Source organism: Streptomyces sp. NBC_01520, assembly GCF_045040375.1.
GTDB lineage: Bacteria > Actinomycetota > Actinomycetes > Streptomycetales > Streptomycetaceae > Streptomyces.
On the sequence record NZ_CP109404.1, the window covers coordinates 3,924,990 to 3,951,076 of the forward strand.

Here is a 26,087-nt window from a genome sequence, read left to right on the forward strand (position 1 = left end):
ATCAGTCGTCGTCCCCGCCGCCGCTGCCGCCGATCACGTCGTCGACGTCGGAGAAGATGTCGAGGAACTTCTGGCCCTCGATCTTCTCCAGATTCTCGCCCTGCGTCTTGAAGAGCTTCTCGATCGTCGTCTCCAGGCTGTCCTCGATGCTCTCGAAGAGGATCTTCTGGTCGTCGAGGATTCCGGTGACCGCGGTGATCATCGCGACCACGGCCTTGTTGAGGTGCTGGCCGTTGGTGACGGTGTCCTTCGTCATGCCGCCGATGGTCAGGGGCAGCACGGCACCCGCCAGTGTGCCGTCCGGGAGATCGCCCTCGGGCAGCAGATTGGCGAGGGCGGGGACGAAGCCGCCGTCGGCGGACAGCCCGTCGCCCTGGATCTTCCGGATCTCCTCGGAGAAGCCCCCGATGTCCCGGTCGAGAAAGTTCTGCAACCAGGCCTTGTCCAGATTTACGGGCCCACCCTCTGCCATGGCGTTTCCTCCTGCTGGTGTCGGAACAGAACGTGGGGCGGTCGTCCCCGGCCCGTGCCGGGGACGACCGCCCGTGGGTACGCGCCGCGCGGTCAGCGACCGACGCGGACGCCCTCCCACAGCTGGGTCAGGGACCGCTCGCTGTACTGGTAGCCGCCCGACACGTCGGTCAGCAGCGCCGAGTGGCTGGCGAGCAGGCCCTTCATCGCGTCCACAGCCTGGTTCCAGGCGGCCTGCTTCTGCGTGTACACCTGGCGGTCCTCGCCCTCCCAGGTGTTCTTGAGCTCCTGCAGTTCGGCATCCAGGTTCACCAGGATGCCGGCGATCGCCTTGGTCTGCTGGACCATGTCGTCGGCGGCGTTCTGCATGTGGGAGTAGTCGACATAGATGTATCCGTCGCTGAAATCACTCATGTCCGGCCTCTTCTCGCAGCGTTGGGGAAATATGGGGGAAAGCCCCGCGCCCGGGGGCCGGGTCAGCCCTTCAGCGTGTCGAAGACCGACTGCGACTGGCTGTAGGCCTGATTGATGGCCTCGTTGGACGACCCCTGCGTCAGACCCTGGGTCCGGAGCGTCTCGTTGAGGGTGTCGACCATCTCGCGGACGTTGCGGGAGATGATTTCCGCCTGGTCGTCCCACTGCTTCAGCAGGTCCTGATATGCCTTGCCGTCCGAGCCCTTGAGGCCGGAGGCGAGGTTGAACTTCATGTTCTCGACGTCCTGCCGGCTGCGCTGAATACCGGTGAACGCCTGCTCCAGCGCGGTCACACCGTTCTGTGTGGCGCGTGCTTCCGACTGCTGCATGCCCGCCATGGACTGCCCCTCCTGGTGAACTCGACGACCCGGGAGGCCGCTGCAAACAAAAATAAACAAGGGGCAGTTGAGGCAGCAACGAATTCCGGAGAGTTCCCTGACCCGCCTTGCTCCATTGGCGATGCTCGCCCTGTGAATTCATTTTCCGTACGCCGTGAATTTCCCGGTGCCCGTCATTTCGGATCGCACCGGGCCGCGGTCGTGGCCGTGCGTCCGGTGGCGGCGGACTCCGCGGTCAGGTCCGGTCCGGTCGGCAGCATGGCCAGGAGCGGAGCGGGCAGCCCCTGCGCCCCGCCCGCCATGTAGCCGAGCGCCTCGGCCGCCTTCTCCGTGCCGATCCGGTACTTCATGCCGGTGTCCGTCACCAGGTAGACGGTGCCGCCGACGTCCCCGCCGCCCGCCCCCAGCGCGTGCACCAGCGCACCACCGCCCGGCCGTACGGTGATGACCCCGACCTGCACACAGGCCGGGGTGAGCCCCTCGGCCGGGGCCTGCGCGGCGGGCCCCAGTGCCGTCCGCCGGATCAGGGCCACGCTCACCCGCGTACCGGAGTCACCGCCCTGGACCCGGGCGCAGACGGTCCGGCCGTCGGCCAGGGCGACCACCTCCGGCGGTGTCTCCGGGAGCGCGCCGGTGGTCTCCGCACCCGGTGCCCGGTGGTCCGCGAGGGCGTCCGCCCCCAGGTCGGCCGCGGCGGCCGCCCGGCCCTCGTACACCTTCTTACGGGTGTCGGGGTCGCCGAGGACGAGTGCCGCGCCCGTGGCGGTGAGCGGTGCCAGGCCCTCCTCGGTCAGCAGGTGGTACCGGCTCTCGGCACCCGGGACCGTGATCCGGAAGACCTCGCCGATCCGGGTCTCCCGGCCGCTGAGCACGGGCCCCTTCCCGCCCCGCCCGGGAACCTCCGGCGGTTCCAGCCCGGGGCCCGAGGGAAGGGAGTTGAGGAAGGCCGCGGACACCCGCACCCGGGGCGTGGAGGCGTAGCCGAGGGCTTCGGGGGCGCCGCCCTCGCGGTCCAGGCGGAGCTTGCTGCCGCGCCACACCAGGTGGTCTGCCCTGTCGGGCCCGGTCACCAGGAGTGCCTGACCTGCTGTCAGTCCTTGCCCGTCCGCGTCCGCGCCCACGGCCAGTGTGGTCGCCGCAGAGCCCGTGGTGCTCCCCGAACACACCTGCCAGGCACCGGTGTCGAGGTCACCGGCGGCCGGCAGGTTGTCGGGCGCACCGGTGATGCCCACCGGGGTGCCGTGCGGGGTGCCGTTCAGCGAGGCCCCGCCGACCGAGGCGGTCTTCATCTCCGCGCCCGCCAGCAGCCGTGCGGAGGCGTAGTTGCGTACGGGGCGCAGCCGGCCGTCGAGGTAGAGGTAGCGGGAGCCGGTCTCCTTGTTGACGACCAGTGTCCCGGCCTCCTTCCAGGAGTCCGTCGTACCGGGCTTGAGCAGCCCCAGGACGAAGGCCCCCGCCGACAGCAGCACGGCGATCACGACGCCCAGGGCGATGCCCCGGTTGGTCCGCCCCTGCGGGCTCTCCGGGGCGTCCGGGTCGCCCCGGAGCATTCCGGACGTGAGACGGCCCATGACGAACATGTGGGCCTGGACCTGGTCGCGTTTGGACTGCACAGCAGCGCTCCCTCGAAGTCAGCCGTTGAGTGCGCGCAGGGCGCCGTAGACCCCGAGCACCCACAGGGTCAGCGGGAGCAGGCTCAGCGCGGCTGCCGAGTGCAGCAGTTCCGCGGCCCGCCCCCAGTACGGCACGAGCCGTCGGCCGGGCACGGTCCAGGAGAGGATCGAGGCGAGCGCGGCGACGGTGACCAGGGATCCGGTCACCAGCAGGCGGGTTCCCGGGGCGGCCCGCGAGGCGCTCGTCACGGCCAGCAGCAGCGCGCCGCCGGCCGCGGGCACCACGAGGAAGAGCCGCTGCCACACCTGGCCGAGGCCCCGTGCGTGCAGGGCCAGCAGCAGGATCAGCACCGACACCAGGACGAGCTCGGGGAGCCGGGCGTCGTGGACGAGCAGCGCGAGGCACCCGGCGCAGATGATCCCGACGGCCCCGTACAGCGAGGTCATCCACCCGTCCGCGAGCACGGTCCGGCTCGCGACGACCGCGGTGGGGTGCGGCTCGATGCCCTCCTGGAGCTGCTGGGCGTTGGTGGGAAGGGGCGGCATCCGCAGCCCGGACATCCGGAACGACAGCGAGGGGACGAAGGCGCCGAGCACCACGGCGGCCAGCACGCAGACCGCCGCTGCCTCGGCCGCCGCCAGGTCCGCCGTCATCATCAGGACGGCTCCGAGCGCGCCGAAGGCGGCGACGACGGCCGCGCAGAGGAACAGCGCGGCGTAGGCGGCCACCACGGCGAGCGCGAGCACCGCGCCGCCCGCCCCGGCCGCGGAGGCGGCGAGCAGCTTCGGCCCCAGCACCACGTCGTGGTCCGGGCCGCCCAGGTCGCCGCCGGTGAGCAGCCAGCCGGCCAGTGCCAGGTAGGGGCCGACCATGGAGCCGAGCGCGGCGGCGGCCCCGGCGTCACCCACCGCGCGGCTCGCGGCGGCGGCCCCGGCAAGGAGCAGCAGTCCCGCGAAGGCCGCGCACAGGGCGCGGGGTGCGGTGTCCGGTCCGGGGAGCGCGAGGACGAGCAGGCCGGCGAGCAGCGCGGCGACCGCGAGTCCGCGCAGCAGCCGCCGCCCGGCCGCCGGACCCCAGCCGTACGGGCGGCCGTTCATGGTGGTGGCGATGCCGTCGACGAGGTCGTCGAGGTGCACCTCGGGCAGCGCCTCGCTGCGGGGCCTGAGATAGACGGTCTCACCGTCGTTCAGGTCGTACGAGTCGAGGGTGCGCTCCTCGTCGAGCGGCGGGCCGCCCAGCCTCTGGAGGATCCAGCCGGCGTGTTCGATGCCCTGCTCGGCGAGGTCGTCCCCCGCGTAGCCGAGGATCGCGGGCAGCAGGTCGGCCACCGGTACGTCGGCGGGTACGGCGAGGTCGATGCTCCGGGCGGGAGCACGGACGGTCAGGCGGCACAGGCCGGCCACCTGGGTGTCGGTCATGGGGGTAGGGCCTCTCTCCCGGGTCGCGGCTGCCGGGCGCGGGAGCCTGCTCGAACCACGGGACGTCCCGAACAGACGGCCAGTCCCGGTGTGCCGGGGGCCGTGTGACGGATCGTAATCTCAGCGGCCTGCCCGTCAGGGGCCCCTGGGGCCTGTGAGGTGCGACCCTCCGCCAGCATTCACGGCCCTGCCCCGGAGCGTTCTCCGCCCGTTCATCGCTCGCGGTCCAAGCTTCGGTCGAACCCGTGTGTGACCGCTCCGTACAGAACGAGGGAGACCCTTCCTTGAGCGTGGTCCTGTTCCGCCGGCCCGCCCGTCGGCGTGGTCCGGAGATGCCCGACGGCGAGCTGAGCCTGCAGGAGCCGCCCACGCTGCCCGAGGTGGTCCCCGACTCCTCCGCCGTCTGGACCTACCTCCCGATGGCGCTCATGTCCGTGTCGATGATGCTGATGTTCATGCGGCCCGGCATGACGCAGGGCAGCGGCGGTTTCATCTACCTCGCACTGGGGCTGATGGTCCTGTCCACCGGGGCGATGATGATCGGCCAGGCGATGCGCAGGAGCAGCGAGCGCAAGGAGCGTCTGAAGGGCGAACGCCGGGACTACCTGCGCTACTTGGGACAGACCCGGCGCAAGGTGCGGGCCGCCGTGGTCGACCAGCAGCGGGCCCTGGCCTGGCGCCACCCCGAACCGGCCGCCCTGTGGTCGCTGGTGGGCTCCACCCGGCTGTGGGAGCGCCGCCCGCAGGACGAGGACTTCGGCGAGATCCGGGTGGCCGTCGGCGAGCAGAAGCTGGGCCTGCGGCTGACCCCGATGGCGACCAGCCCCGTGGAGGACCTGGAGCCGCTCGCCGCGCACGCCCTGCGCAGCTTCATCCGGGCCTACGCGACCGTCCCCGAGCAGCCCATCGCGATCTATCTGCGGGCCTGGGCCCGGGTGCTGTTCCGGGGCGACGAGGAGCGCATCAGGTCGGCGGCCCGCGCGATGGTCGCGCAGCTGGTCACCTTCCACGCCCCGGACGACGTCTGGGTCGCGCTGTGCGTGTCCGACGATCGGCGGCCGGACTGGGAGTGGGCCAAGTGGCTCCCGCACCACATGCACCCCCAGGAGAGCGACGGCGCGGGCCCGGCCCGGATGGCGGGTGCGGCGTTCAACGAGCTGGAGAACCTGCTCGGCGCGGAGTTCCTGGAGCGCCCGCCGTTCGACCCGGACGCGCTGCCCGGCCGTGAGGAGCCGTTCACCGTGATCGTCGTGGACGGCGGCACCGTCCCGGCGGGCCACCGGCTGGACGGCCCCGGGCTCCGCAACACCGTCGTCCTGGACCTCTCCGGCGCGCTGACCTGGCGCCCCGGCCGGGTCACCCTGCGCTTCGACGTGACCGAGGAGTCCTTCGGCCTGGTCCGCACCGACCGGGACCGCAAGGAGCAGACGACACGGCTCGGCCGCCCCGACGGCTTCGGCCCGTCCGGCGCGACGGCCCTGGCCAAGCGCCTCTCCCCGTTCCGCATGGGCACCGGCACCGACGCGGGCGAGCCGCTCGCCACCAACGTGGAGCTGACGGCCCTGCTGGGCATCGGCGACCTGTACCGCCACGACCCGCCCACGCTGTGGCAGCGCAGCACCGGGCCGGCCCGGCTCCGGGTGCCGATCGCGGTCGGCGCGGACGGCACCCCGGTGGAGCTGGACATCAAGGAGTCGGCCCAGGGCGGTTCGGGCCCGCACGGCATGCTGATCGGCGCCACCGGCTCCGGCAAGAGCGAACTGCTGCGCACCCTGGTCCTGGCGCTGGCCCTCACCAACTCCTCCGAGACCCTCAACTTCGTCCTGGTCGACTTCAAGGGCGGCGCCACCTTCCTCGGCCTCGACGAGCTGCCCCACACCTCGGCCGTCATCACCAACCTGGCGGGCGAGGCGGCCCTGGTCTCCCGCATGCAGGACGCCCTGCACGGCGAGCTGATCCGCAGGCAGGAGCTGCTGCGCAGCGCGGGCAACTACGCCTCGGCCCTGGACTACGAGAAGGCCCGCGCGGCCGGCACCCCGCTCGCCCCGCTGCCCAGCCTGTTCGTCGTGGTCGACGAGTTCAGCGAACTCCTGTCGGCCCACCGCGACTTCATGGAACTCTTCGTGATGATCGGCCGGCTGGGCCGCAGCCTCGGGGTCCATCTGCTGCTCGCCTCGCAGCGGCTCGACGAGGGCCGCATGCACCAGCTGGAGAGCCACCTCTCGTACCGCATCGGTCTGCGTACGTTCTCCGCGATGGAGAGCCGCGGTGTCCTCGGCGTACCTGACGCCTACCAGCTGCCGCCGCAGCCGGGCAGCGGCTACCTCAAGTCCGGGGTGGAGGCGCTGACCCGCTTCCGGGCCGCCTATGTGTCGGGGCCGTACCGGCAGCGCAGCGGAGGTGCGAACCAGGCGCGGGTGGCCAGCCAGACCGTGCCCTGGACGACCGGATACGTGGTGCCCCGCCATCTGCCCGCCGTGCCCGATCCCGAGCCGGAGACCGAGGAGACCGGCGACACGCTGCTGTCGGTCGCCGTCGAGCGGCTGCTGTCCGCCGGACCGCCCGCCCACCAGGTCTGGCTGCCGCCGCTCGGCCTCCCGTCGACCCTCGACCAGATCCTGCCGCCGCTCACACCCGACCCGGCCCTGGGCCTCACCACGGTCGGCTGGGAGGGGCGGGGGCGGCTCCGGGTACCGATCGGCATCATCGACCGGCCCTTCGACCAGCTGCGCGACCTCCTCCAGGTGGACCTGGCGGGCTCCGGCGGGCACGTCGCCGTCGCCGGTGGCCCGCAGAGCGGCAAGAGCACCATGGTCCGTACGATCCTGACCTCGCTGGCCCTCACCCACACCCCGCACGAAGTGCAGTTCTACTGCCTGGACTTCGGCGGCGGCACCCTCGCCTCACTGGCGGGCCTGCCGCACATGAGCGGGGTCGCAGCCCGCCTCGACACGGAGCGGGTCGGCCGCACGATCGCCGAGGTCAACACCCTGATGGCGGCCCGCGAACGGTTCTTCCTGGAGCACGGCATCGACTCCATGGCGAGCTTCCGCCGGCGCCGCGCGGCCGGGGAGTTCCCCGACGAGCGGCACGGCGACGTGTTCCTCGTGATCGACGGCTGGTCGACCGTGCGCCAGGACTACGAACCCCACACCACCACCTTCAACGCGATCGCCGCGCGCGGACTGAACTACGGCATCCACCTGATCGTCACCACCGCCCGCTGGGTGGAGCTGTCCTCGGCGGTACGCGACCAGGCGGCCACCCATCTGGAGCTCCGGATGGGTGACCCCATGGACTCCGGCATCGACATGCGGCGGGCCGCGACCGTCCCCCGTACGCCGGGGCGCGGCCTGACCCGGGAGGGCAGGCTCCACTATCTGACCGCGCTGCCCCGCATCGACGGCGTGGAGTCCTCCGACGACCTCGCCGAAGGGGTGACGGGGCTGGTCGCCGCCCTCCAGGAGTCCTGGTCCGGCCCGCCCGCGCCCCCGGTCCGCATGCTGCCGGCCGAGCTGCCCGTCTCCGGACTGCCCGCGGCCCACGGCGACTTCAAGATGCCGCTGGGTCTCGAACAGGAGGAACTCTCCACGGTCTGGCACGACTTCAGCGAGAGCCCGCACATGATCGTGGTCGGCGACAGCGAGAGCGGCAAGACCAACCTGCTGCGCCTGACGGCCAAGGCGATCATGGACCGCTACACCCCGGACGAGGCGCGCATCATGGTGGTGGACTACCGCCGCGACCTCATCGAGGCGGTCCCCGACGCCTACCGGCTCGGACACGCCGTCTCCATCGACGCGCTCAGGGACCTGGTCGACGGCGCGGCGCGCGCGGTGAAGACCCGGGTGCCGGGCCCCGACATCGCGCCCGCCCGGATGCGGCTGTGCGACTGGTGGACGGGCCCGCGGCTGTTCGTACTCGTCGACGACTACGACATGCTCGGCACCGGTCCGATGAACGCGCCGTTCGACCCGCTGCTCGACCAGCTGGCGCTCGGCTGGGAGGTCGGCCTGCACCTCGTCGTCGCCCGCTCGGCGACCGGGGCGGGGCGCGGGCTGAGCGACCATCTGATGCGCAGGCTCCAGGAGGTCAACACCCCGGGGCTGCTGCTGTCCTGCCCGCCCTCGGAGGGATACGTCTTCGGCAACGTCAAGGGCCGCAACCTCCCGCCCGGCCGCGCCACCCGGATCGCCCGCCGCAGGACGGTGCAGATGCAGACGGCCCTGCTGGACGGGTGAACGGGCGCCGGGGAGGCGAACGGCGGTTACCCGCCCCCCGCCGGCCGCCACCGCCGCGCCCGCCCCCGCGGGACCGCCGCCGCCACCGCCGCGAGGAGCAGGACCAGCCCCCCGCAGACCCCGGCGACGAGCACCGAGCGGTTCCGGGGCCCGTCGGACGCCGGGACCAGCACCTCGGCGGGCTCCTCACCCGGTACGCGGCCCCCGCCCCCGGCCAGGACCGCGGTCACGGCCGCGTACGGGTCCAGCCGGGGCGGCGACGCCGGGTACGCCGCCCCGGTGAGCTGCCGGGACGCCTCGGCCGCCGTCATCCCGGGGTGCTGCGCCCGTACGAGGGCCGCCGCCCCCGCCACCTGCGCGGCGGCCAGGGACGCCCCCGAGCCGAGGTAGTGCCCCGGCCCCTTCGGGCCGACGCTGACCACGGCGTCACCGGGCGCCGCGAGGTCCACCCCCGGGACGACCGGCGCGCCGGCGGGCCTGCCCCCGTCGGGCCCGTAGTCGGTCACCGACACGACTCCCGGCGCGGACGCCGGCCAGTACCAGGGCGCCGCGGGCTCGTAACCGCTCGGCTCGTCCCGGTTCTCGACGAGGGCGTCCGGTGCGGCGGGCGCGACGACGAGGGCGTCACGGGCGGCGGCGTACGCGACGGCCTCGGTCAGCTCCTTCTTCCCGTCGGCGAGCGCCTGTCCCACATAAATGACCTCGGCCCCGCCGTCGGCGGCGACCCTGATCCCCGCGGCCAGCCGGCCCGGCGTGGCCGCCCCGCGCTCGTCGGTGCCGCGCACGGCCAGGATCCGGGCCCGGGGCGCGACACCCGCGGGCCCCACCCCGTCGATGCGGGCCGCCGCGATCAGCCCGGCGGCGAAGCTCCCGTGCCCCACGCAGTCCTCACCCGCGGCCCCGACCGTCCGCACCCGTCCGGCGAGACCGGGCACCCCTGTACCGACGCCGGTGTCCACCACGGCGACGGTCACCCCGTCGCCCTCCTCCAGCGTCCACACCCGCGACAGCCCCAGTGCGCGCGCCGTCCACGGCTGGGCCTCGGCGCTGCGGCCGGACGCACCGGCGCAGGAGTCGTCCGGTGTCAAAAAGCCGCGCACGACGGGCAGTTCGACGGTGTCCGCCGCGTCGGCGGGGGCTGCGGAGGCCGTCACCAGCACGGCGGAGAAGGCGGCCGCGACGGCCGCCGCTCTCGGTCCTGGCACGGCACGGAGGGAGCGGGCTCGTCGCATGGCGCACACCCTAGGCAGCCCAGGTGACGCCTCGGCGACGCACGCGGCACACCGCCGCCACCGCCGCTGCGACAACGGACACCTTCCATTCCCCCAGGCTTCACCCAGCGCACACCGGGGCCCTCCCGCCCCGTCCCTCCGGGTCGGGAAAGATCGGGTACGGCGGCGAAGCGAGGAGGTTCAGGGCGTGTCACGGCAGTTGCTCACGGTGTCACCGGAACGACCGAACAGTTTCCGGACGATCGGTGAGGCCCTGACCGCGGCGCGCACCGGAGCGGTGATCCAGATCGGACCTGGCCGCTATCCCGAGAACCTGACGGTCCGCAACAGGGTCACGCTCGTCGCCGACGGCGAGCGGGGCAGCGTCGAGATCTGCCCGCGCCGGGGCAGCGCCCTGGTCCTGCTCGCCGACGCGGTGATGCTCACCGACCTCACCCTGCGCGGCGGCACCGAGGACCTCCCCGTCGTCGACGCGCCGCGCGGCCAGCTCAGCATGGACGGCTGCACCGTCGTCGGGTCGGGCTGGACCGCCGTCCTGGCCAGGGAGACCGGCGCGCTCGCCCTGCGGGACTGCCGGATCACCAACCCGGCCGGCGCCGGCATCGTGGACATGTCCCCCACCGGCAGCGTCGTGGCGGACTGCGTCCTGGAGAACCTCGGCACCTCGGGCGTCGTCCTCAGCGAGGAGGCCCGCACGACCGTACGCGGCTGCCGCATCCGCGACACCCGGGGCAACGGCGTCCTCGCCAACGGCTCCGCGCAGGGCGTCGTCGAGCACTGCGACATCTCCGGCGCCCAGAAACCTGCCGTCGCCCTGGAGGGCAGCAGCGGCACCCGGGTCCTGCGGACCACCGTCCACGACACGGCTGTCGGCGTGTACATCACCAGCAGCGCCCGTCCCTCACTCGACGAGGTCACCGTCCTGGACACCACGGGCCCCGGCATCGCCCTGGCCTCCGGTGCCGACCCTGAGCTGCGCCACTGCCGGACCGTGCGCACCGCGGGCGGCGGGCTCGCCGTCACGGAGCGCTCCCGGGGCACGTTCGACAGGTGCGAGTTCGACAGCTCGGCCGCACCCGCCGTCCTCGTACGGGGATCGAGCACCCCGATGCTCACCGACACCACCGTCCGCGACTGCGCGGCGGGTACGGGGACTTCGGGCGCCGTCGTCCTGGAGGACGAATCGGCCGCAGAGTTCGACGGACTGGAGATCACGGACGCGGCCGGCACCGGGATCCTGATCCGGTCCGGCGCCCAGCCGCTGCTGCGCCGGGTCCGGATCGTCTCGCCGGGCGGCCACGGCGTGGAGGTCGTCGAGGACGGCCGCGGCCGGCTGGAGTCCTGCGAGATCGAGACGGCGGGCGGCGCGGGCGTACGCATCGCCGCCGGAGGCCACCCGGAGATCGGCGACACGTCCGTACGGGCGAGCACCGACGCGGGCCTCCTCGTCGGTCCGGACGGCATCGGGACCGTACGGGACTGCCGCGTCCAGTCCTCCGCCGCGTCCGGGGCCGTCGTGGAGGGCGGCGGCGAACTGACCGCACTGCGCACCCACTTCGGGGAGTCCGGGGCGCACGGTGTCCTGCTCGCGGCCGGATCCCGGGCCGCGCTCGACGACTGCCGGGCCGACGGGAGCCTGGGCGACGGCGTCCGTGTCGACACCGGGGAACCGGTCACGGTCACCGGCTGCACCGTGCGGGACAACCGTGGTGCCGGGCTGCGGCAGACCACGGCCGGCGACCGGCTCCGGGTGGAGAACCTGGTCAGCGCGGGCAACGCGACACCCGACTCCTGGGGCGACACGGCCGCGGCCGCCGGATGGGCGAGGACCACCGGCGAGCCCGCCCGCCCGCCGGTGCCCGCCGCCCCGGCAGGCCCTCTGGAGGAGCTGGAGTCGCTGATCGGCCTCGCCGACGTGAAGCACCAGGTCCGCACCCTCGTCCACCTCAACCAGCTCGCCCAGCGCCGCGCCCGCCTCGGCATGCCGGCGCCGCCCATGAGCCGCCACCTCGTCTTCTCCGGACCTCCGGGAACCGGCAAGACGACCGTCGCCCGGCTGTACGGCGGCATCCTGACCGACCTCGGCGTCCTGCGCTCGGGCCACCTGGTGGAGGTGTCCCGGGCCGACCTCGTCGCCCAGATCATCGGCGGCACGGCCATCAAGACCACGGAGGCGTTCAACGAGGCGCTCGGCGGCGTCCTGTTCATCGACGAGGCGTACACCCTGCTCTCCGACAGCAAGGGCTCCGGCGCCGACTTCGGCAAGGAAGCCGTCGACACGCTGCTCAAACTCATGGAGGACCACCGCGACGACGTCGTCGTCATCGCCGCCGGCTACACCGACGAGATGGGCTCCTTCCTCACGTCCAACCCCGGCCTGGCCTCCCGCTTCACCCGCACCGTCGAATTCGCCAACTACTCGGTCGAGGAACTCGTCACGATCACCGAGTCCATGTGCGAGGCCCACCGGTACGAGATGGACCCGGGCACCCTGGACGCCCTCGCCACGCACTACGCGCAGATGCCCCGGGACGCCGCCTTCGGCAACGGACGCGCCGCCCGCCGGGTCTTCGAGGAAATGGTCGACCGTCAGGCGTTCCGGCTGAGCAGCGTCGCCGAACCCGCCGAGAGCGACCTGTCGTTGCTGCTGCCCGAGGACGTGGCCCCGGCCGCGGACCCCGGAACCGGTGCCGTGGACTCCGGCGAACTCCTCTCCCGGCTCGACGCGATGGTCGGCCTGGCAGCCGTCAAGCGCGAGGTCAACGACCTGGTGTCCCTCCTCGACTCGTCCCGGCGCCGCAAGGCCGCCGGCCTGCCCACCCCGAAGGTGAGTCACCATCTGATCTTCTCCGGGCCTCCCGGTACGGGTAAGACCACGGTCGCCCGGCTCTACGCCGGACTGCTGCACTCGCTGGGGGTACTGCCCAAGGGCCAGCTGGTCGAGGTGGCCCGCGCGGACCTCGTGGGCCGGTACGTCGGCCACACCGCGCAGCTCACCAAGGAGGTCTTCGAAAGCGCCCTGGGTGGTGTGCTGTTCATCGACGAGGCCTACACCCTGACTCCCGAGGGAGCGACCTCCGACTTCGGCAGGGAAGCCGTGGAGACACTGCTCAAGCTGATGGAGGACCACCGTGACGACGTGGTCGTGATCGCCGCCGGATACACCCGGGAGATGCGGCGCTTCCTGGATTCCAACCCTGGTCTCGCCTCACGCTTCTCCCGCTCGGTGGAGTTCGAGAACTACACCACGGCCGAACTGGTCGGCATCATGGCCCGGCATGCCTCGGAATCCGGCTACGACTGCGCGGACGACACGCTCAAGGCTCTCCACGGCTATGTGGACGCCCTTCCGCGCGATGCCTCCTTCGGCAACGCCCGTACGTCGCGGCAGATACTCGATTCCATGACCACGTACCAGGCCCGCAGGCTCTCCGCACTGCCCTCCCCCGGTGTCGACGCGCTGCGCCGGCTGCTCCCGGAGGACGTACCGGCCCTGCCGGCACGCTGAGCGGGTTCAGGCGGTCAGTCGCAGGCGCTGTCCCGGGTAGATGAGGTCCGGACCCTCGTCCAGCAGCTCACGGTTCAGCTCGAACAGCGCGTCGGTGCCACCGGGTACGTCGGCCCGCTCGGCGATCACGGAGAGGCAGTCACCCGGCTCGACGACGTGGGTCTCGCTGCCGGCGAGCTCGTGGGAGTCGGTCGCTTCCGCGGCGTCGGACGCCTCGTGGGAGTAGCCCGACGAGCTGCTCGAACCGCTTTCCGACTGACGCCGGGGTGCGGCCTTCGGCGTCTCGCTGCGCTGAGGGGTGCTGCCGGCCTGCGGGCTCGATGTGCCGTTCGCGCCGAGCCGGCCACAGGTGGGCCAGGCGCCCATCCCCTGCGAGCGGGCCACGCGTTCACCGACGGCGATCTGCTGGGAGCGGGTGGCGAGGTCGGCGCGCGGTGCGTACTGCCCGCCGCCGTAGGCCCGCCAGGTGGAGGGCGCGAACTGCAGCCCGCCGTGGTAGCCGTTGCCGGTGTTGATGTTCCACCGGCCGTTGCTCTCGCACTCGGCGATGCGGTCCCAGTCTGTGCCCGCGGTGACGGTCGGCGCCGCGGCAGCCCGTACGGGGAACGCCCGGACGGTGGTGACGGGCTGCGCGGTGACGGACTGCGCGGTGGCGGCCTGGGCCGGGGTGGCCGCGGCGCTGCGGCCGGAGAGGCCCAGCACGCCCAGGAGGACCAGCAGAAGGGCGAGCGCCGATTCGACGGGTCGCTTGGCGAGGGGTGATGCCGGCATGACGGTATTCCTCCGCTGTGCTCCGGGACTGTACAAGGGCACGAACAGATAAGCCGCCGATATGCTTTCCAGGGGGTATCGACGCGTTCCGCGTCCGCACAATCACCCGAGTGGAGGCCGCGGCCCTGCACGAAGGACTGGTGCGAAGGCCGGGCACACAGGCCGGGCGGAGATCAGCTCCGCGGGGTCCTGAGGCGGGCCATCTCAGCTCGGATCAACGGCAGTTGGTCGTACAGCGCGTCCCCGGGACAGCTGGTCTGGAACGTGTCGCGGTGACCCGACACCGCGTGGAGGTGGACCACCTCACCCCGCTGGTACAGGCTCTCGTCGTTCGTCGAGACCATCCGCACGGTGCTCCGCGGGTCGGTGCCCTGGCGCAGCTTCCACGCGCCCACCTTCGCGATCCCCTCGATGAGCGCCTTCGGCACCGGCACCCCGGGGCCGAAGCTGCCGAGCGCCGCGATCCCCACGCTGTGCGCGTTGAAGCCCTTGGCATGCGCCCCGCGCACGGAGCGGCCCACGCCGCCGGCCCGGCCCTCGTAGACGGTCCCGCAGCGGTCGACGACGAAGTTGTAGCCGATGTCGTCCCACCCCTCACCCGAGACGTGGTCCTGCTCCATCGCCCGGAGCATCCTCGGGGCGTCGGCACAGTCGTAGTCGTTGGTGTGGTTGGTGTGGTGGACGAAGACCGCGTTCACCGCCCCCGTGTACGTCGCGTGCTCCTTGACCAGACTCTCGTCCGCGCGCCACTGGGCCCGGCTGACGATCACGGGCCGCGGGGCTGCGGGCGGGGCCGCGGGCTCGGCCGTGGCCGGCTCGGGTGCGACGAGGCGTACCGGCGCGTCCCGGAACACCAGGACAGCCAGCGGCACGACAACGGCGCCCAGGGCTGTTCGGCGAAGCCACATGGGGCCAGCCTGCCCGCCGGCCAGCCACGTCGCAGTCGTGGCGCACCCGGCCGGGTGAAACCGGGACGGGGGCAGGAGGCAGGGGCCCGCAGGTCAGGACGCCGCGGCTGCCCTGTTCTCCTCGATGATCCGCTGGGCGCGGTGCGGGGAGGTGTCCAGCCGGGCCAGCACACCGGGGACGGCGTTGTTGGGGAGGATCAGCTCGAAGAGGGCCGAGATCTCGGCGACCAGGTCAGGCGGATCGGCCATCGCCTCCGTCACCAGCTGCACACCGGTCCAGGCCCCGACGAGGAGCCGGGAGGTGGAGACCGGGTCGACGTGCGGCAGCAGCTCGCCCCGCTCCTTGGCCTCGGTGAGGAGCTCGGTCTGGAGCGTGATCCAGTCCGGCCAGCGGGTGCCGAACAGACTGCGGGCCCGGGGGTCGACGGACAGCCGTATCGAGGCGCTGAGCATGGGTTCCCGGGGGAGCCGGTAGGCCAGCAGGAGCGCCGTGTCCACCCATTCCTGCAGCTTGAAGGTCTGCGGGGTGACTCCGTCCGAGGTCACGGCCTCTTCGAGGACGCCGCGCGCCAGCTCTTCCTTGGAGGTGAAGTGGAAGTAGAGCGCGCCCCTCGTGAGACCGGCCCGGTCGAGGATCGCGGCAATCGTGGCGGCGTCGTAACCGTGCTCGTCGAAGACCTCCGCGGCGGCCTCGAGGAAGATTCTGCGCGTCCGGATCGCCCGTTGCTGTCTTGCCAACTCGCGCTCCCCTTGACCTCGGCTTGACGCTTCTTCAAAAAAGACCGGTGAACCGGTATTATATCAGCGCCAGGCTGCCCACTCTGCGCCATGTCCGGGGGGACCGTGCCCGACGTACCTGTTTTCCCTCATCATCCGTGTACCGACATCGGGGGCAGTGACGGGGTCCGCAAGGAATACGTCCACCTCAGCCGTGCCGAGGCCGTTCTCGTCACCGGATGGCACCGCCGCGAAGATGGCGAGTTCTCGCTCACCGCCGGCTGGCCTGCCCCCGACGGCGGACTGCCCTACGACCCCCGGATGCTCACCCAGGCGATCCGGCAGAGCGGTCTGCTCATCGCGCATGCAGAGTACGGCGTACCGCTTTCCCACCACACCCTGCTGCACTCCTTCGACTTCACCGTAGCCCCCGGGTTCCGTGTCGCGTCGACCGGGCCGTCCCCGCTCACCGTCGGGATCTCCCTCGCGGAGCCGAAGAAGCGCGGCCGTGCCGTGAGCTCCCTCGGCATGGACATCCGCCTCTACCAGGACGACGCCCTGGTGGCGCGGGCCGACTGCGACTTCGGCTGGATATCCCCGGGCGCCTATCGCAGGCTCCGCGGTGGACACCTCACGACCGGGTGGAACACCTGGGCGGTCCCCGCCCCGGCCGACCCCCGCATCGTCCGGCGGGCCACCGGAACCGACGTCGTGCTGGCGCCCGGCGACCGGCCCCACCACTGGCAGCTGCGCAACGACGTGGACAACGTCCTGCTGTACGACCACCCCGTCGACCACGTCCCGGGGCTCGTCCTGATCGAGGCCGCCCATCAGGCGGCCAACGCCGTCCTGCACCCCGCCCCCTTCGAGGCGACCACCGTCGACACGTCCTTCGAGCGGTACGTCGAATTCGACAGCCCCTGCTGGATCGAGGCGGAGGTGGCACCCTCGCCCGGCCCCGGACCGGCCACGGTGCTGGTCACCGGGACCCAGGACGGCGAAACGGTCTTCCGGGGCCGGCTGAGCGGTCCGTGCGGCTGAGAGCCCCACGGATCCGCCGCCCGCGCGGGCGGATCACTGGTTGACGAATCCGCCGTCCACCGGCAGGACCGTGCCCGTGAGGAACGGGCAGCGGTCGCTGAGCAGCCAGGCCGCCGCGTTCGCCACCTCCTCCGGCTCAGCCGTACGGCCTTGCGGCGTCATGCTGTTGACCATCTCCTCCAGGCCCGGATTACGCCCGAACCAGTCGGCGGTGATCTCGCTGCGCGTGGTGCCGGGTGCCACGGCGTTGACCCTGATGCCCTGTTGGGCGTACTCGTCGGCGGCGGCGCGGGTCAGGCCGACTACCGCGTGCTTGGCCGCTATGTAGGGCGCCGCCGCGGGAATGGCCACCAGGCCGCCCACACTGCTGTTGTTCACGATGGAACTGCCCCCGCCGTTCGGCAGCATGGCCGCTATCTCGTAGCGGAGACAATTCCAGACACCGCGCACATTTGTGTCCATGACGGCGTCGTAGACGTCATCGCCCATCAGGTGCAGGGGAGTCCGGTCGCCGCCGAGCCCCGCGTTGTTGAACGCGGAGTCCAGGCGCCCGTAGGTGTTCACCACGAAGTCCACCGCCCGGGCTGCGTCCCTCGCGACGGTGACGTCACAGACGACGTGGGAGGCCTCCCCGCCCTTGTCCCTCAATTCGGCGGCCAGCGCGGCCAGTCGGTCCTCCCTGCGCGCGGCGAGGACCACCGTCGCGCCCTCCTGGGAGAACACGCGTGCCGCAGCCGCGCCGATACCGCTGCTGGCCCCGGTGACAAGGACGACTCTGCCGTTCAGAAGATCACTCATGGGCGCAGTCTGGCAGGCCTATTCGAACGGGACCATGGCTGTGGAGATGCGCGGCAGCATCAGGTTCCAGAACTGGGCGACCGCGTACCGCGGTGACCATTCCTCGTCCAGCCGCCCGAGGGTATGCGCCCCTACGACGGCCGCCGTCACGGTGGAGACCACGTCCTCCAGCGGCACGTCCGGCGCCAGCGTGCCCTCGCGGCGCGCCTGGGTCAGCATCGCGCGGACCCAGCCGCGCCACACCCGCCACAGCGTGACGTCCTGCTGCCAGGTGGCGTCCGCGGCCAGACCGAATCCGGCGCGCAGCACCACGTCCTCGGTGAGCCGCCCGGCCAGCACGTGCGAGGTGTCCACCAGATTCCGCAGCGGAGCGGGCTGTTCACCGGGATGCGGGGCGATGACGTCCTGGAGGGCGCGCGCCGCCGCCCTCTCGACGGCGGCGCCCAGTTCGCGCTTGCTCTGGAAGTGGAAGTGCAGCGCCCCGCTGCTGACCCCGGCCGCGCCGGCGATCCCGGTGAGCGAGGAGGGCGCGAATCCGCCCTGGTCGAAGGCCTCGGCGGCCGACCGGATCAGCTCCTGACGCGTACGTACCGCGCGGTCCTGCTTGGCCATCCTGCCACTCCGATGAGTACGGGGATCCGGGGATTACGGGTGCCACTGTCCGTTCGGTACACACGGGCGACGACGCAGAGCAACCACTCTAACAAACCGGATGTATTGTTTTCCCCTTCTTCCGTCAACTCGCCTCCGACGGATTCCGGGACGCCCGCGCTGCGCCGGAACCCGCGATACCGTGCGCCATGATCGCTATCCAGTTCGACCACTTCGGTGGTCCCGAAGTCCTCCGGCCCGTGGAACTGGCCGCCCCCGTGCCGGGCCCCGGTGAGGTGCTGCTCACCGTCGAGGCCGCCGGGGTGAACTTCGCGGACACCCATCAGACGGACGGCTCCTACCTGGGCGCCGACGCCCTGCCGTACGTCCCCGGCAGCGAGGTCGTGGGCCGCACCCCGGACGGCAGGCGGGTACTGGCCCGGGTGTCGCACGGGTACGCGGAGCAGGTGGCCGCCAAGGAGTCCGCGCTCCTGGAGATCCCCGAGGAGCTCGGCGCCGCCGAGGCACTCGCCCTGATGGTGCAGGGGCTGACGGCCTGGCACCTGCTGCGGACCTCCGCCCGGCTGCGGGCCGGTGAGACCGTCGTGGTGCACTCCGCCGCGGGCGGCGTGGGCAGCCTCGCCGTCCAGCTGGCCAGGGAGTTCGGAGCGGGCCGGGTGCTCGCCCAGGTCTCCTCCCCGGCCAAGGAGCGGCTCGTCCTGGACCTCGGTGCCGACGCGGTGGTCGGCTACCCGCTCCAGGAGAAGGCGGACGTGATCCTGGACGCCGTCGGCGGCGAGCTCTTCGACCGGGCGCTGGACTCCCTGGCGTCCTCCGGCCGGCTCGTGACCTACGGCAGCGCCGCCCGGACCGGCTTCACGCCTGTCGACCCGGCACGGCTGGGACGGCTCAACGCCGCCGTCGTCGGATTCTGGCTGCGCCCCACGCTGGCGGTCCCGGGTGCGGTCGACGGGCCTCTCAAGGAGCTCTTCGGCCTGGTCGCAGCGGGACGGCTGAAGCCGGTGGCGGGCGGCAGCTACCCGCTCGCCGAGGCCCACCGCGCCCACGAGGACCTGCTGGCCCGCCGGACCGTCGGCAAGGTGGTCCTGATCCCCTGAGCGAGGCCCTGGAGGGGCACCGGGGCACGGCTTTTCGGGGCCGGCGCGGGCCGGGCCCGGCACGAGGCCCGGGGCTTGCGGAGGTCATTAGGGTGGCCGGATGCCCTCCCTGACCTCACGCACCCCGGGACCGGCCCCCGCCGGAACCGGCACCGCGGCCCCGTCCCGGCCCGGCCGCGACCCGTACTTCGACAACGCGAAGTACCTGGCCATCGTCCTCGTCGCGATGGGCCACTCCTGGGAGCCGCTGCCCGGCAGCGGACGCGTGATCGAGACGGTCTACACCTTCGTGTACGCCTTCCACATGCCGGTCTTCATCATGATCGCCGGATACTTCTCCCGCGGCTTCGACCTGCGGCGCGAGCGGGTGTGGAAGCTCGTCACCAGCCTGGTCGTGCCGTACGCCGTCTTCGAGGTGGCCTTCACTCTCTTCGAGCGCCTCACCGGCGCCCCCGGCTTCCCGCTGAGCCCGCTCACCCCCTACTGGCTGCTGTGGTTCCTGCCCGCGCTCTTCCTCTGGCGTCTGACGACACCGATCTGGCAGACGGTCCGGTGGCCCGTGGCGGTGTCCCTGGTCGTCGCGGCCATGGGAGCGGTGACCAGCAACATCGGCGGCGACCTCCAGCTCCAGCGGGTCCTGCAGTTCCTGCCGTTCTACGTGCTGGGCCTCCAGCTGCGGCCCGCGCACTTCGACTTCGTACGCCGCCGGGCGGTGCGCCTCGCGTCCGTACCGGTCTGCCTGGTGGCCCTGGCCGCGGCGTACTGGGCGGTCCCGCGCACGACGACCTCCTGGTTGTTCCGCCGGTACGGCGCCGAGCAGCTCGGCTCGCCCGCCTGGACGGGTGCGGTGGTGACCCTGCTGCTGTTCGGCTGCGCCGTGGTGCTCAGCGCCTGCTTCCTCGCGTGGGTGCCGAGCCGCAGGACGTGGATGACGGCCCTCGGCGCGGGCACCCTGTACGGCTACCTGCTGCACGGCTTCGTCGTGAAGGGCGCCGTCCGGCTGGACCTCTTCGAGGCGGACCTGGTCGCCACACCGCTCGGCCGGATCGTGGTGACGGTCGTCGCGGCGGCCGTGGTCACGCTGCTGTGCAGCCCGCCCGTCCGCAGGGTGTTCCGCTTCGTCGTGGAGCCCCGGCTCGACTGGGCCAGGAAACCGGGCCCCGCGTCCTGAGGGCTCCCTCAGCCCTGGACGGTCGTCGCGCCGAGGACCGTGGCGTGCTCCAGGACGTCCTCCAGCGGGTCGTCGATCCGGCCCGTCGCGATGAGGGCCACCTGGGGCGCGTCGTGCGAATCGGTGTGGGTCTCGTCCGCGTGGACCGCCCGGGCCGGAAGTACGGACGCCGGCACGGCCGCACCGAGCGCGGTCGGCCTGCTCTTCATGGACCTCCCTCACGTCGCCCGCTCCGTCCGGACGGCCGGGCGGAACGGTCTTCTCGTCCCCGGCGGGCCCGGGACCGGCGACCCGATACGGGCAGGACGGACCGTTACAGACATTCCCGGCATCTGCCGAGGTCCCGCCCCACGTCCGGACGCACCGCACCCCCCGGCCCGTAGGGGCGCGGGGGGTGCGATGGGGGTGCGATGGCGTCAGACGGACGGACGGATGTCTCCGGGCGTTCCGAGCATGGCGGACGCGTTCTCCAGCGGGGTGAGGGGCACCGCCGGGGCGGGCACCTCCGCCGGGCGGCAGGTGAAGCCGAGACGCGTCAGCGCCCTGGTCACCTCCGCCGCACTGAAGTCGCGACGGTCCTGCCGGGTGATGATCTCCCCGACCTGCTTGACGGGGTAGACGCGGCGGCTGATGACCACCGCGTCACCGGTGACGGGTTCGGGCTTGATGCCCTTCATCGAATCCTCCACTTCGTTCTTGAACAGATCGAAGGGGAAGCGGGCGATGACACAGCGCATGGTGCCTCAACAGGGTCGGTGAGAAAGCCGGAAAGGGGCTGCAGGACTGCTGTCCGGTGACTACGCGGCCCGGTTGGACCGACGCAGCGCGGCAGCGGCACGCGCCTCGGGAGTCGCCGTGTTGGCGTTGGAACGCCGGCCCTGCGGGGGCCTGCTGCCACGCCGGCGCGAGGGGGAACCGCTGCCCTTGCGCTCCGTCAACGGCGCGGAGATGGTCACGGGAACGCCCGAGGGCGCCTGCGCCCCGGTGATGCGGCTGAGCTCGGCCTCGCCGGAGCGGACCTGGGCGACCTGCGGGGTGATCCCGGCGTCCGCCATCAGACGGGTCATCTCGCGGCGCTGGTTGGGCAGCACCAGCGTGACGACACTGCCGGACTCCCCGGCACGGGCGGTACGGCCGCCACGGTGCAGGTAGTCCTTGTGGTCGCTCGGCGGGTCGACGTTGACGACGAGGTCCAGGTTGTCGACGTGGATGCCGCGGGCGGCGACGTTCGTGGCGACCAGCACCGTGACGTGGCCGGTCTTGAACCGGTCCAGGGTGCGGGTGCGCTGCGGCTGCGACTTGCCGCCGTGCAGCGCCGCGGCACGGACACCGCTGTTCAGCAGGTGGTCGGTGAGCTTGTCCACCGCGTGCTTGGTGTCCAGGAACATGATCACCCGGCCGTCCCGGGCCGCGATCTCGGTGGTCGTGGCGTACTTGTCGGAGCCCTGGACGTAGAGCACGTGGTGCTCCATCGTCGTCACCGCACCGGCCGCGGGGTCGACCGAGTGGACGACCGGGTCGTGCAGGTAGCGGCGGACCAGCAGGTCCACGTTGCGGTCCAGGGTGGCCGAGAACAGCATCCGCTGGCCGTCCGGGTTGACCTGGTCGAGCAGCTCGGTGACCTGGGGCATGAAGCCCATGTCGGCCATCTGGTCGGCCTCGTCGAGCACCGTGATGGCGACGCGGTCGAGCTTGCAGTCACCGCGCTCGATGAGGTCCTTCAGCCGGCCCGGGGTGGCGACGACGACTTCGGCGCCACCACGCAGGGCACTCGCCTGGCGGCCGATCGACATACCGCCGACGACCGTGGCCAGCCGCAGCTTGAGCGACCGGGCGTACGGGGTGAGCGCGTCGGTGACCTGCTGGGCCAGCTCCCGGGTGGGGACGAGGACCAGGGCCAGCGGACGGCGGGCGTCGGCGCGGTTGCCCGCGGTACGGGCCAGCAGCGCCAGGCCGAAGGCAAGCGTCTTGCCCGATCCGGTGCGGCCGCGGCCCAGGACGTCACGCCCGGCGAGCGAGTTGGGCAGGGTGGCCGCCTGGATGGGGAACGGCACGGTCATGCCCTCGGAGCCCAGCGCCGCCAGCAGGGGCGCGGGCATGTCCAGGTCGCCGAACGTCTCGGCGGCGGGGAGGGCCGGGGTGATGGTCACCGGCAGGGCGAATTCACCCGAGACGGAGGAGCGGCGTCCGCCGCCCCCGCCGAAGCGCTTCGGTCCACCGGAGCGGCCCTGCGAAGGGGCGCCCTGTCGGTTGGATCCCTGCGAGCGGAATCCGTTGGCGGTACGACTGCCGCCGGAGGATCCGCCGGAGCGAGTCCGGGAGAATCGGTCGTTCGTGCGAGCTGTGCGATCGCGGTTCAATGGAGAACCTTCCCTCGAATGGCACGTGTCGAGGGATTCTTTCCGGGCGGCTGCAGCCATGTACGGCGCCAAGAATCGCAAGAACGAGCCGATGAAATATCGAAAAACGAAGCCCGTCCGCCGGATGAACCAGCTGCTTACGGCACTTCAGAATGACTGCAATGACGTACGCCGACCTGACCTGTACACACCCGGAATTACTCACCGGTGCGACGTCTGCGGTCACGGTCGGGGAAAAACAACGAGCTGGGGCCCGCACCCCAAGGTGCGGGCCCCAGCTGCGCCATACGCCTGAGGTGATCAGGCGGGGGTGATGTTCTCCGCCTGCGGGCCCTTCTGGCCCTGCGTGACGTCGAAGTTCACCTTCTGGCCTTCCTGCAGCTCGCGGAAGCCCTGGGCGGCGATGTTCGAGTAGTGGGCGAAGACGTCAGCGCCGCCACCCTCCTGCTCGATGAAGCCGAAACCCTTTTCCGCGTTGAACCACTTCACGGTGCCAGTAGCCATGTCATATCTCCTTCGGGGCGTTGCCCGTGGACTCACACTGTGTGAGTCCTACGTCGCCGCAAATGATTGCCCCGACCGGAAGAGTCCGGAAATACAAAAGTGCACCCACCCGAGTGAAACCGGCGAGAGCACTTGAAGTTTTGGGAACCACAACTGCAACTGAGATCAACAGTAGCACGATTCGGGCAGATGCGAGCTGTACGCCATATCACTCTGCCGTCACTCCGTCACACACGGCATAAACTCTCACCGCTCATTGCGCGTATTTCTGTGCCCGCCGAAACAGATATGCGCCCGTCCGTCGGTCAGGAATCGGTGCCGCTCCGGCCGACCGCGGGCCGCCTCAGTTCCTCGTTGAGGCGCAGGGCCTCCTCGAGCTGGTCCTCCAGGATCACGATGCGGCACGCGGCGTCGATCGGCGTGCCGCCGTCGACCAGCTCGCGGGCCCGGGCGGCGATGCGCAGCTGATAGCGGGAGTAGCGGCGGTGGCCGCCCTCGGACCGCAGCGGCGTGATCAGGCGGGCCTCACCGATGGCCCTGAGAAAACCCGGCGTCGCACCGATCATCTCCGCGGCTCGCCCCATCGTGTAAGCGGGGTAGTCGTCGTCGTCGAGACGATCCGTGGCGTGCGAAGGGGACTCCGGGGGCATCTGCACCTCTCTGCTGCGTACCGTGCCACTGATGTGGCCTGGCTGCACAAGAAACCCTAGGCGTACGGATAGGTCATGTCTATTGCCGCCAGCACAGGTTTCCCCGGCGTGCGGCGCCCCCCGTGCGCGGCGGCCTGCGGAGGGCTCCCGGCGTGTCGGCGTACCCGGCCGTCGGGAGACCCCAACGGGGCTGACCGACCGGTCAGTTGTCGACTGACCGGCGAAGGGTCATACTGCACGGGTAGCCCTTCACGCATCCCCCGTCGTGAAGGGCTACATTCACGCCCGGGTGACCGGATCCCGGCGTCGGCGGACCCCGGAGAATCATCCCCAGTATGAGCGGCACGGACCGGACGCACAGGACCACGACGCCGGACCGCGCGGACCGGACCACGGCGGTGGCGCGCACGGTCACGGACATCCTCCAGCCCCGCAACACCCTGCTCGTCGGCATGCTCGCCGTCGGGGTGGCCTCGGCCGGTGACTGGACCGGTCTCCCCTGGGGCTTCCTCGGCGCGCTGTGCGCGGGGCTCGTACCCGCCGGATACATCGAGTGGGAGCGCAGGCGCGGCACGTGGGGCGACCGCCATGTCGTGGACCGCACCCAGCGGGCGCCCATCTTCCTGGTGATCCTCGGCTCGCTCGGCACCGGTGCGCTGATCATGGTCCTGGGGAACGCGCCGGCGGGCATCCTGACCGCGATGATCTCCCTGTGGGCGATGACGATCGTGCTCCTGGCCGTGAACACGGTCTGGAAGATCTCGGTGGACGCCTCGGTGGCCTCCGCCGTGGTCGCCCTGCTCTGCGTGGTGCACTCCCCGTGGTGGCTGGCCGCCGATGTACCGACCCTCGCCGTGTGCTGGTCCCGGGTGGCACTGCGGTACCACTCGGTGGCGCAGACGGTCGCGGGGGCGTCACTGGGCGCGGCGACGGCGGCCGGATTCCTGTTCGACTGACCCGTGGGGCGGGGCGCCCCCGATTGCGGTCCCGTCCCGGAGCCGGTTGGGTGGACCCCAGGGGCCGCTCGGGCATGTACGCAGGAGGTACCCAGATGGCCAGGAAACGGAAGAGTTCCAAGGCGGGTCTGATCCTCAGCCTGGGGAGCAGCGCACTCGCCGTCGTCCGCACCGTCCGGCAGATGCGCCGGGCCCGGGGTACGCAGGACAAGCTGAACACCGTCAACGCCGTGGCGGGGCTGCTGCCCCTGATCACCTCCGCCCTGATCGTCCTGCGGCAGCTGCGCGGCCGGTCACCCCGGCCCGCCCGTTGAACCGGTCCCGTACCGGGTACGGCTGATCCGTGCCGACATTCGAGATCACCACCGCGAGCGCCGACGACCTGGGGACGCTGGAGGACTGGGCCCACTCCGAGGGGTGGAATCCGGGCCTCACGGACCGGCAGGCCTTCTTCGCCGCCGATCCCTGCGGCTTCCTGATCGGCCGGCTCGACGGTGAGCCGGTCACCTCCGTGTCGGTCGTGCGCTACGGCACCTGTTTCGGCTTTCTGGGCTTCTACCTCACCCGGCCGTCCCTGCGCGGCCGGGGATACGGGATGCGGGTCTGGCGCGCGGGCATGGCCCGGCTCTCCGGACGCACGGTCGGCCTCGACGGCGTACCCGCCCAGCAGGACAACTACCGCAGGTCCGGCTTCCACGCCGCCTGGGGCAACGCACGCTACGAGGGCGTCGTGCCCGCCGGCCTCGCCCCGCCGGACGGCGTCACCCTCGCCGACGCCCGCACCCTGCCCTTCGCCCGGCTCACCGCGTACGACCGGCGCTACTTCCCCGGACCTCGCGACAGCTTCCTCGCGCCCTGGATCACCGCGCCCCGGCGCACGGCGCTCTGTGCGGTCCGCGACGGCGAGCTCGTGGGCTTCGCCGTGCTGCGCGCCTGCCGGGAGGCGTCCCGGATCGGACCGCTGCACGCCGATTCCCCGGACGTGGCCGCCGCTCTCGTGAGCGCGCTGGCGGCCACGGCGCCGGACACGGCCGTGGCGATCGACGTACCCGACGTCAACCCGCGGGCCGTGCGGCTCGCCGAACAGCTCGGTCTGGCCCCTTCGTTCGACACGGCCCGGATGTACGCGGGACCCGTACCGGAGATGGACCGGAGCGGCATGTTCGGGATCACCAGTCTCGAACTGGGCTGAGAGGACCGCGGCCG

General features: G+C 71.9%; 24 protein-coding genes. 8 read left to right on the top strand and 16 right to left on the bottom strand.

Going from position 1 to position 26,087, the window contains the following annotated elements; genetic code table 11:
• Position 1: 1 nt before the first annotated feature.
• From OG524_RS17555 to eccD, 5 genes are all read right to left on the bottom strand, one after another.
• Positions 2 to 472: a type VII secretion system-associated protein gene (locus OG524_RS17555; RefSeq protein WP_405810991.1), complete on the bottom strand. Its 471-nt coding sequence runs from the start codon at positions 470 to 472 to the stop codon at positions 2 to 4.
• 92 nt (positions 473 to 564) lie between these two features.
• The gene (locus OG524_RS17560) at positions 565 to 885 is read right to left on the bottom strand and encodes a WXG100 family type VII secretion target (RefSeq protein WP_405389892.1); all 321 of its coding nucleotides are present in this window, start codon (positions 883 to 885) and stop codon (positions 565 to 567) included.
• 62 nt (positions 886 to 947) lie between these two features.
• Positions 948 to 1,283 carry a hypothetical protein gene (locus OG524_RS17565; protein WP_405389891.1) on the bottom strand — a complete coding sequence of 112 codons (336 nt, stop codon included), beginning with the start codon at positions 1,281 to 1,283 and terminating at the stop codon, positions 948 to 950.
• Between the two features lie 173 nt (positions 1,284 to 1,456).
• Entirely contained in the window at positions 1,457 to 2,896 is a 1,440-nt protein-coding gene (gene eccB, locus OG524_RS17570; protein WP_405810994.1) for a type VII secretion protein EccB, read from the bottom strand.
• A gap of 18 nt (positions 2,897 to 2,914) precedes the next feature.
• The gene (eccD, locus tag OG524_RS17575) at positions 2,915 to 4,315 is read right to left on the bottom strand and encodes a type VII secretion integral membrane protein EccD (RefSeq protein ID WP_405810996.1); all 1,401 of its coding nucleotides are present in this window, start codon (positions 4,313 to 4,315) and stop codon (positions 2,915 to 2,917) included.
• A 290-nt stretch (positions 4,316 to 4,605) separates the two neighbouring features.
• On the opposite strand from eccD, the gene eccCa reads away from it, so the two are divergent.
• Complete coding sequence (eccCa, locus tag OG524_RS17580) at positions 4,606 to 8,556, top strand: type VII secretion protein EccCa (RefSeq protein ID WP_405812474.1); 3,951 nt, start codon at positions 4,606 to 4,608, stop codon at positions 8,554 to 8,556.
• A 26-nt stretch (positions 8,557 to 8,582) separates the two neighbouring features.
• Here the strand turns inward: eccCa and OG524_RS17585 are convergent, their stop codons facing one another.
• Entirely contained in the window at positions 8,583 to 9,788 is a 1,206-nt protein-coding gene (locus OG524_RS17585) for a S8 family serine peptidase (RefSeq protein ID WP_405389888.1), read from the bottom strand.
• A gap of 187 nt (positions 9,789 to 9,975) precedes the next feature.
• On the opposite strand from OG524_RS17585, the gene OG524_RS17590 reads away from it, so the two are divergent.
• The gene (locus OG524_RS17590; RefSeq protein ID WP_405810998.1) at positions 9,976 to 13,296 is read left to right on the top strand and encodes a right-handed parallel beta-helix repeat-containing protein; all 3,321 of its coding nucleotides are present in this window, start codon (positions 9,976 to 9,978) and stop codon (positions 13,294 to 13,296) included.
• Positions 13,297 to 13,302: 6 nt separating this feature from the next.
• Here OG524_RS17590 and OG524_RS17595 read toward each other — a convergent pair whose 3' ends face one another.
• From OG524_RS17595 to OG524_RS17605, 3 genes are all read right to left on the bottom strand, one after another.
• Complete coding sequence (locus OG524_RS17595) at positions 13,303 to 14,067, bottom strand: transglycosylase family protein (protein WP_405811000.1); 765 nt, start codon at positions 14,065 to 14,067, stop codon at positions 13,303 to 13,305.
• Between the two features lie 173 nt (positions 14,068 to 14,240).
• Entirely contained in the window at positions 14,241 to 14,975 is a 735-nt protein-coding gene (locus OG524_RS17600; RefSeq protein WP_405389884.1) for a peptidoglycan recognition protein, read from the bottom strand.
• 93 nt (positions 14,976 to 15,068) lie between these two features.
• Positions 15,069 to 15,713 (bottom strand): ScbR family autoregulator-binding transcription factor, encoded by a 645-nt coding sequence (locus OG524_RS17605; protein ID WP_405389883.1) that lies wholly within the window; start codon positions 15,711 to 15,713, stop codon positions 15,069 to 15,071.
• Between the two features lie 90 nt (positions 15,714 to 15,803).
• Between OG524_RS17605 and OG524_RS17610 the strand changes: the two genes are divergently transcribed.
• Entirely contained in the window at positions 15,804 to 16,733 is a 930-nt protein-coding gene (locus tag OG524_RS17610; protein ID WP_405389882.1) for a ScbA/BarX family gamma-butyrolactone biosynthesis protein, read from the top strand.
• A gap of 33 nt (positions 16,734 to 16,766) precedes the next feature.
• Here the strand turns inward: OG524_RS17610 and OG524_RS17615 are convergent, their stop codons facing one another.
• Both OG524_RS17615 and OG524_RS17620 read right to left on the bottom strand, forming a co-directional pair.
• Positions 16,767 to 17,531 (bottom strand): SDR family oxidoreductase, encoded by a 765-nt coding sequence (locus tag OG524_RS17615; protein WP_405389881.1) that lies wholly within the window; start codon positions 17,529 to 17,531, stop codon positions 16,767 to 16,769.
• A gap of 18 nt (positions 17,532 to 17,549) precedes the next feature.
• Positions 17,550 to 18,143, bottom strand: a complete 594-nt coding sequence (locus tag OG524_RS17620; protein ID WP_405389880.1) for a ScbR family autoregulator-binding transcription factor — start codon at positions 18,141 to 18,143, stop codon at positions 17,550 to 17,552.
• A 188-nt stretch (positions 18,144 to 18,331) separates the two neighbouring features.
• Between OG524_RS17620 and OG524_RS17625 the strand changes: the two genes are divergently transcribed.
• On the top strand, positions 18,332 to 19,240 hold the full coding sequence (locus tag OG524_RS17625; RefSeq protein WP_405389879.1) for a zinc-binding alcohol dehydrogenase family protein: 909 nt from the start codon (positions 18,332 to 18,334) through the stop codon (positions 19,238 to 19,240).
• 100 nt (positions 19,241 to 19,340) lie between these two features.
• Positions 19,341 to 20,411 (top strand): acyltransferase family protein, encoded by a 1,071-nt coding sequence (locus OG524_RS17630; protein WP_405389877.1) that lies wholly within the window; start codon positions 19,341 to 19,343, stop codon positions 20,409 to 20,411.
• A gap of 8 nt (positions 20,412 to 20,419) precedes the next feature.
• Here OG524_RS17630 and OG524_RS17635 read toward each other — a convergent pair whose 3' ends face one another.
• The 5 genes from OG524_RS17635 to OG524_RS17655 form a co-directional block, all read right to left on the bottom strand.
• Positions 20,420 to 20,620, bottom strand: coding sequence for a hypothetical protein (locus tag OG524_RS17635; RefSeq protein ID WP_405811005.1), 201 nt, complete (start codon positions 20,618 to 20,620; stop codon positions 20,420 to 20,422).
• Between the two features lie 207 nt (positions 20,621 to 20,827).
• Complete coding sequence (locus tag OG524_RS17640) at positions 20,828 to 21,148, bottom strand: SCO5918 family protein (protein ID WP_405389875.1); 321 nt, start codon at positions 21,146 to 21,148, stop codon at positions 20,828 to 20,830.
• Positions 21,149 to 21,208: 60 nt separating this feature from the next.
• On the bottom strand, positions 21,209 to 22,771 hold the full coding sequence (locus OG524_RS17645; protein WP_405389874.1) for a DEAD/DEAH box helicase: 1,563 nt from the start codon (positions 22,769 to 22,771) through the stop codon (positions 21,209 to 21,211).
• A 300-nt stretch (positions 22,772 to 23,071) separates the two neighbouring features.
• Positions 23,072 to 23,275 (bottom strand): cold-shock protein, encoded by a 204-nt coding sequence (locus OG524_RS17650; protein WP_031090619.1) that lies wholly within the window; start codon positions 23,273 to 23,275, stop codon positions 23,072 to 23,074.
• Between the two features lie 305 nt (positions 23,276 to 23,580).
• Entirely contained in the window at positions 23,581 to 23,925 is a 345-nt protein-coding gene (locus OG524_RS17655) for a MerR family transcriptional regulator (RefSeq protein WP_405389873.1), read from the bottom strand.
• Positions 23,926 to 24,260: 335 nt separating this feature from the next.
• Here OG524_RS17655 and OG524_RS17660 point away from each other — a divergent pair, with 335 nt between their 5' ends.
• The 3 genes from OG524_RS17660 (at position 24,261) to OG524_RS17670 (ending at position 26,073) form a co-directional block, all read left to right on the top strand.
• Positions 24,261 to 24,881 carry a hypothetical protein gene (locus tag OG524_RS17660; protein WP_405811008.1) on the top strand — a complete coding sequence of 207 codons (621 nt, stop codon included), beginning with the start codon at positions 24,261 to 24,263 and terminating at the stop codon, positions 24,879 to 24,881.
• 95 nt (positions 24,882 to 24,976) lie between these two features.
• Positions 24,977 to 25,195 (top strand): hypothetical protein, encoded by a 219-nt coding sequence (locus OG524_RS17665; protein WP_405389871.1) that lies wholly within the window; start codon positions 24,977 to 24,979, stop codon positions 25,193 to 25,195.
• Positions 25,196 to 25,224: 29 nt separating this feature from the next.
• Positions 25,225 to 26,073 carry a GNAT family N-acetyltransferase gene (locus tag OG524_RS17670; RefSeq protein ID WP_405389870.1) on the top strand — a complete coding sequence of 283 codons (849 nt, stop codon included), beginning with the start codon at positions 25,225 to 25,227 and terminating at the stop codon, positions 26,071 to 26,073.
• Positions 26,074 to 26,087 lie beyond the last annotated feature (14 nt).

Excerpts from the sequence above, each read along its gene's own strand:
- OG524_RS17655 (WP_405389873.1), bottom strand. The coding sequence starts at position 23,925 with ATGCCCCCGGAGTCCCCTTCGCACGCCACGGATCGTCTCGACGACGAC.
- OG524_RS17600 (WP_405389884.1), bottom strand. The coding sequence starts at position 14,975 with ATGTGGCTTCGCCGAACAGCCCTGGGCGCCGTTGTCGTGCCGCTGGCT.
- eccD (WP_405810996.1), bottom strand. The coding sequence starts at position 4,315 with ATGACCGACACCCAGGTGGCCGGCCTGTGCCGCCTGACCGTCCGTGCT.
- OG524_RS17615 (WP_405389881.1), bottom strand. The coding sequence starts at position 17,531 with ATGAGTGATCTTCTGAACGGCAGAGTCGTCCTTGTCACCGGGGCCAGC.
- OG524_RS17665 (WP_405389871.1), top strand. The coding sequence starts at position 24,977 with ATGGCCAGGAAACGGAAGAGTTCCAAGGCGGGTCTGATCCTCAGCCTG.
- OG524_RS17640 (WP_405389875.1), bottom strand. The coding sequence starts at position 21,148 with ATGCGCTGTGTCATCGCCCGCTTCCCCTTCGATCTGTTCAAGAACGAA.
- OG524_RS17625 (WP_405389879.1), top strand. The coding sequence starts at position 18,332 with ATGATCGCTATCCAGTTCGACCACTTCGGTGGTCCCGAAGTCCTCCGG.
- OG524_RS17635 (WP_405811005.1), bottom strand. The coding sequence starts at position 20,620 with ATGAAGAGCAGGCCGACCGCGCTCGGTGCGGCCGTGCCGGCGTCCGTA.
- OG524_RS17620 (WP_405389880.1), bottom strand. The coding sequence starts at position 18,143 with ATGGCCAAGCAGGACCGCGCGGTACGTACGCGTCAGGAGCTGATCCGG.
- OG524_RS17630 (WP_405389877.1), top strand. The coding sequence starts at position 19,341 with ATGCCCTCCCTGACCTCACGCACCCCGGGACCGGCCCCCGCCGGAACC.
- OG524_RS17595 (WP_405811000.1), bottom strand. The coding sequence starts at position 14,067 with ATGCCGGCATCACCCCTCGCCAAGCGACCCGTCGAATCGGCGCTCGCC.
- OG524_RS17660 (WP_405811008.1), top strand. The coding sequence starts at position 24,261 with ATGAGCGGCACGGACCGGACGCACAGGACCACGACGCCGGACCGCGCG.
- OG524_RS17565 (WP_405389891.1), bottom strand. The coding sequence starts at position 1,283 with ATGGCGGGCATGCAGCAGTCGGAAGCACGCGCCACACAGAACGGTGTG.
- OG524_RS17555 (WP_405810991.1), bottom strand. The coding sequence starts at position 472 with ATGGCAGAGGGTGGGCCCGTAAATCTGGACAAGGCCTGGTTGCAGAAC.
- OG524_RS17610 (WP_405389882.1), top strand. The coding sequence starts at position 15,804 with ATGTCCGGGGGGACCGTGCCCGACGTACCTGTTTTCCCTCATCATCCG.
- OG524_RS17560 (WP_405389892.1), bottom strand. The coding sequence starts at position 885 with ATGAGTGATTTCAGCGACGGATACATCTATGTCGACTACTCCCACATG.
- OG524_RS17585 (WP_405389888.1), bottom strand. The coding sequence starts at position 9,788 with ATGCGACGAGCCCGCTCCCTCCGTGCCGTGCCAGGACCGAGAGCGGCG.
- OG524_RS17650 (WP_031090619.1), bottom strand. The coding sequence starts at position 23,275 with ATGGCTACTGGCACCGTGAAGTGGTTCAACGCGGAAAAGGGTTTCGGC.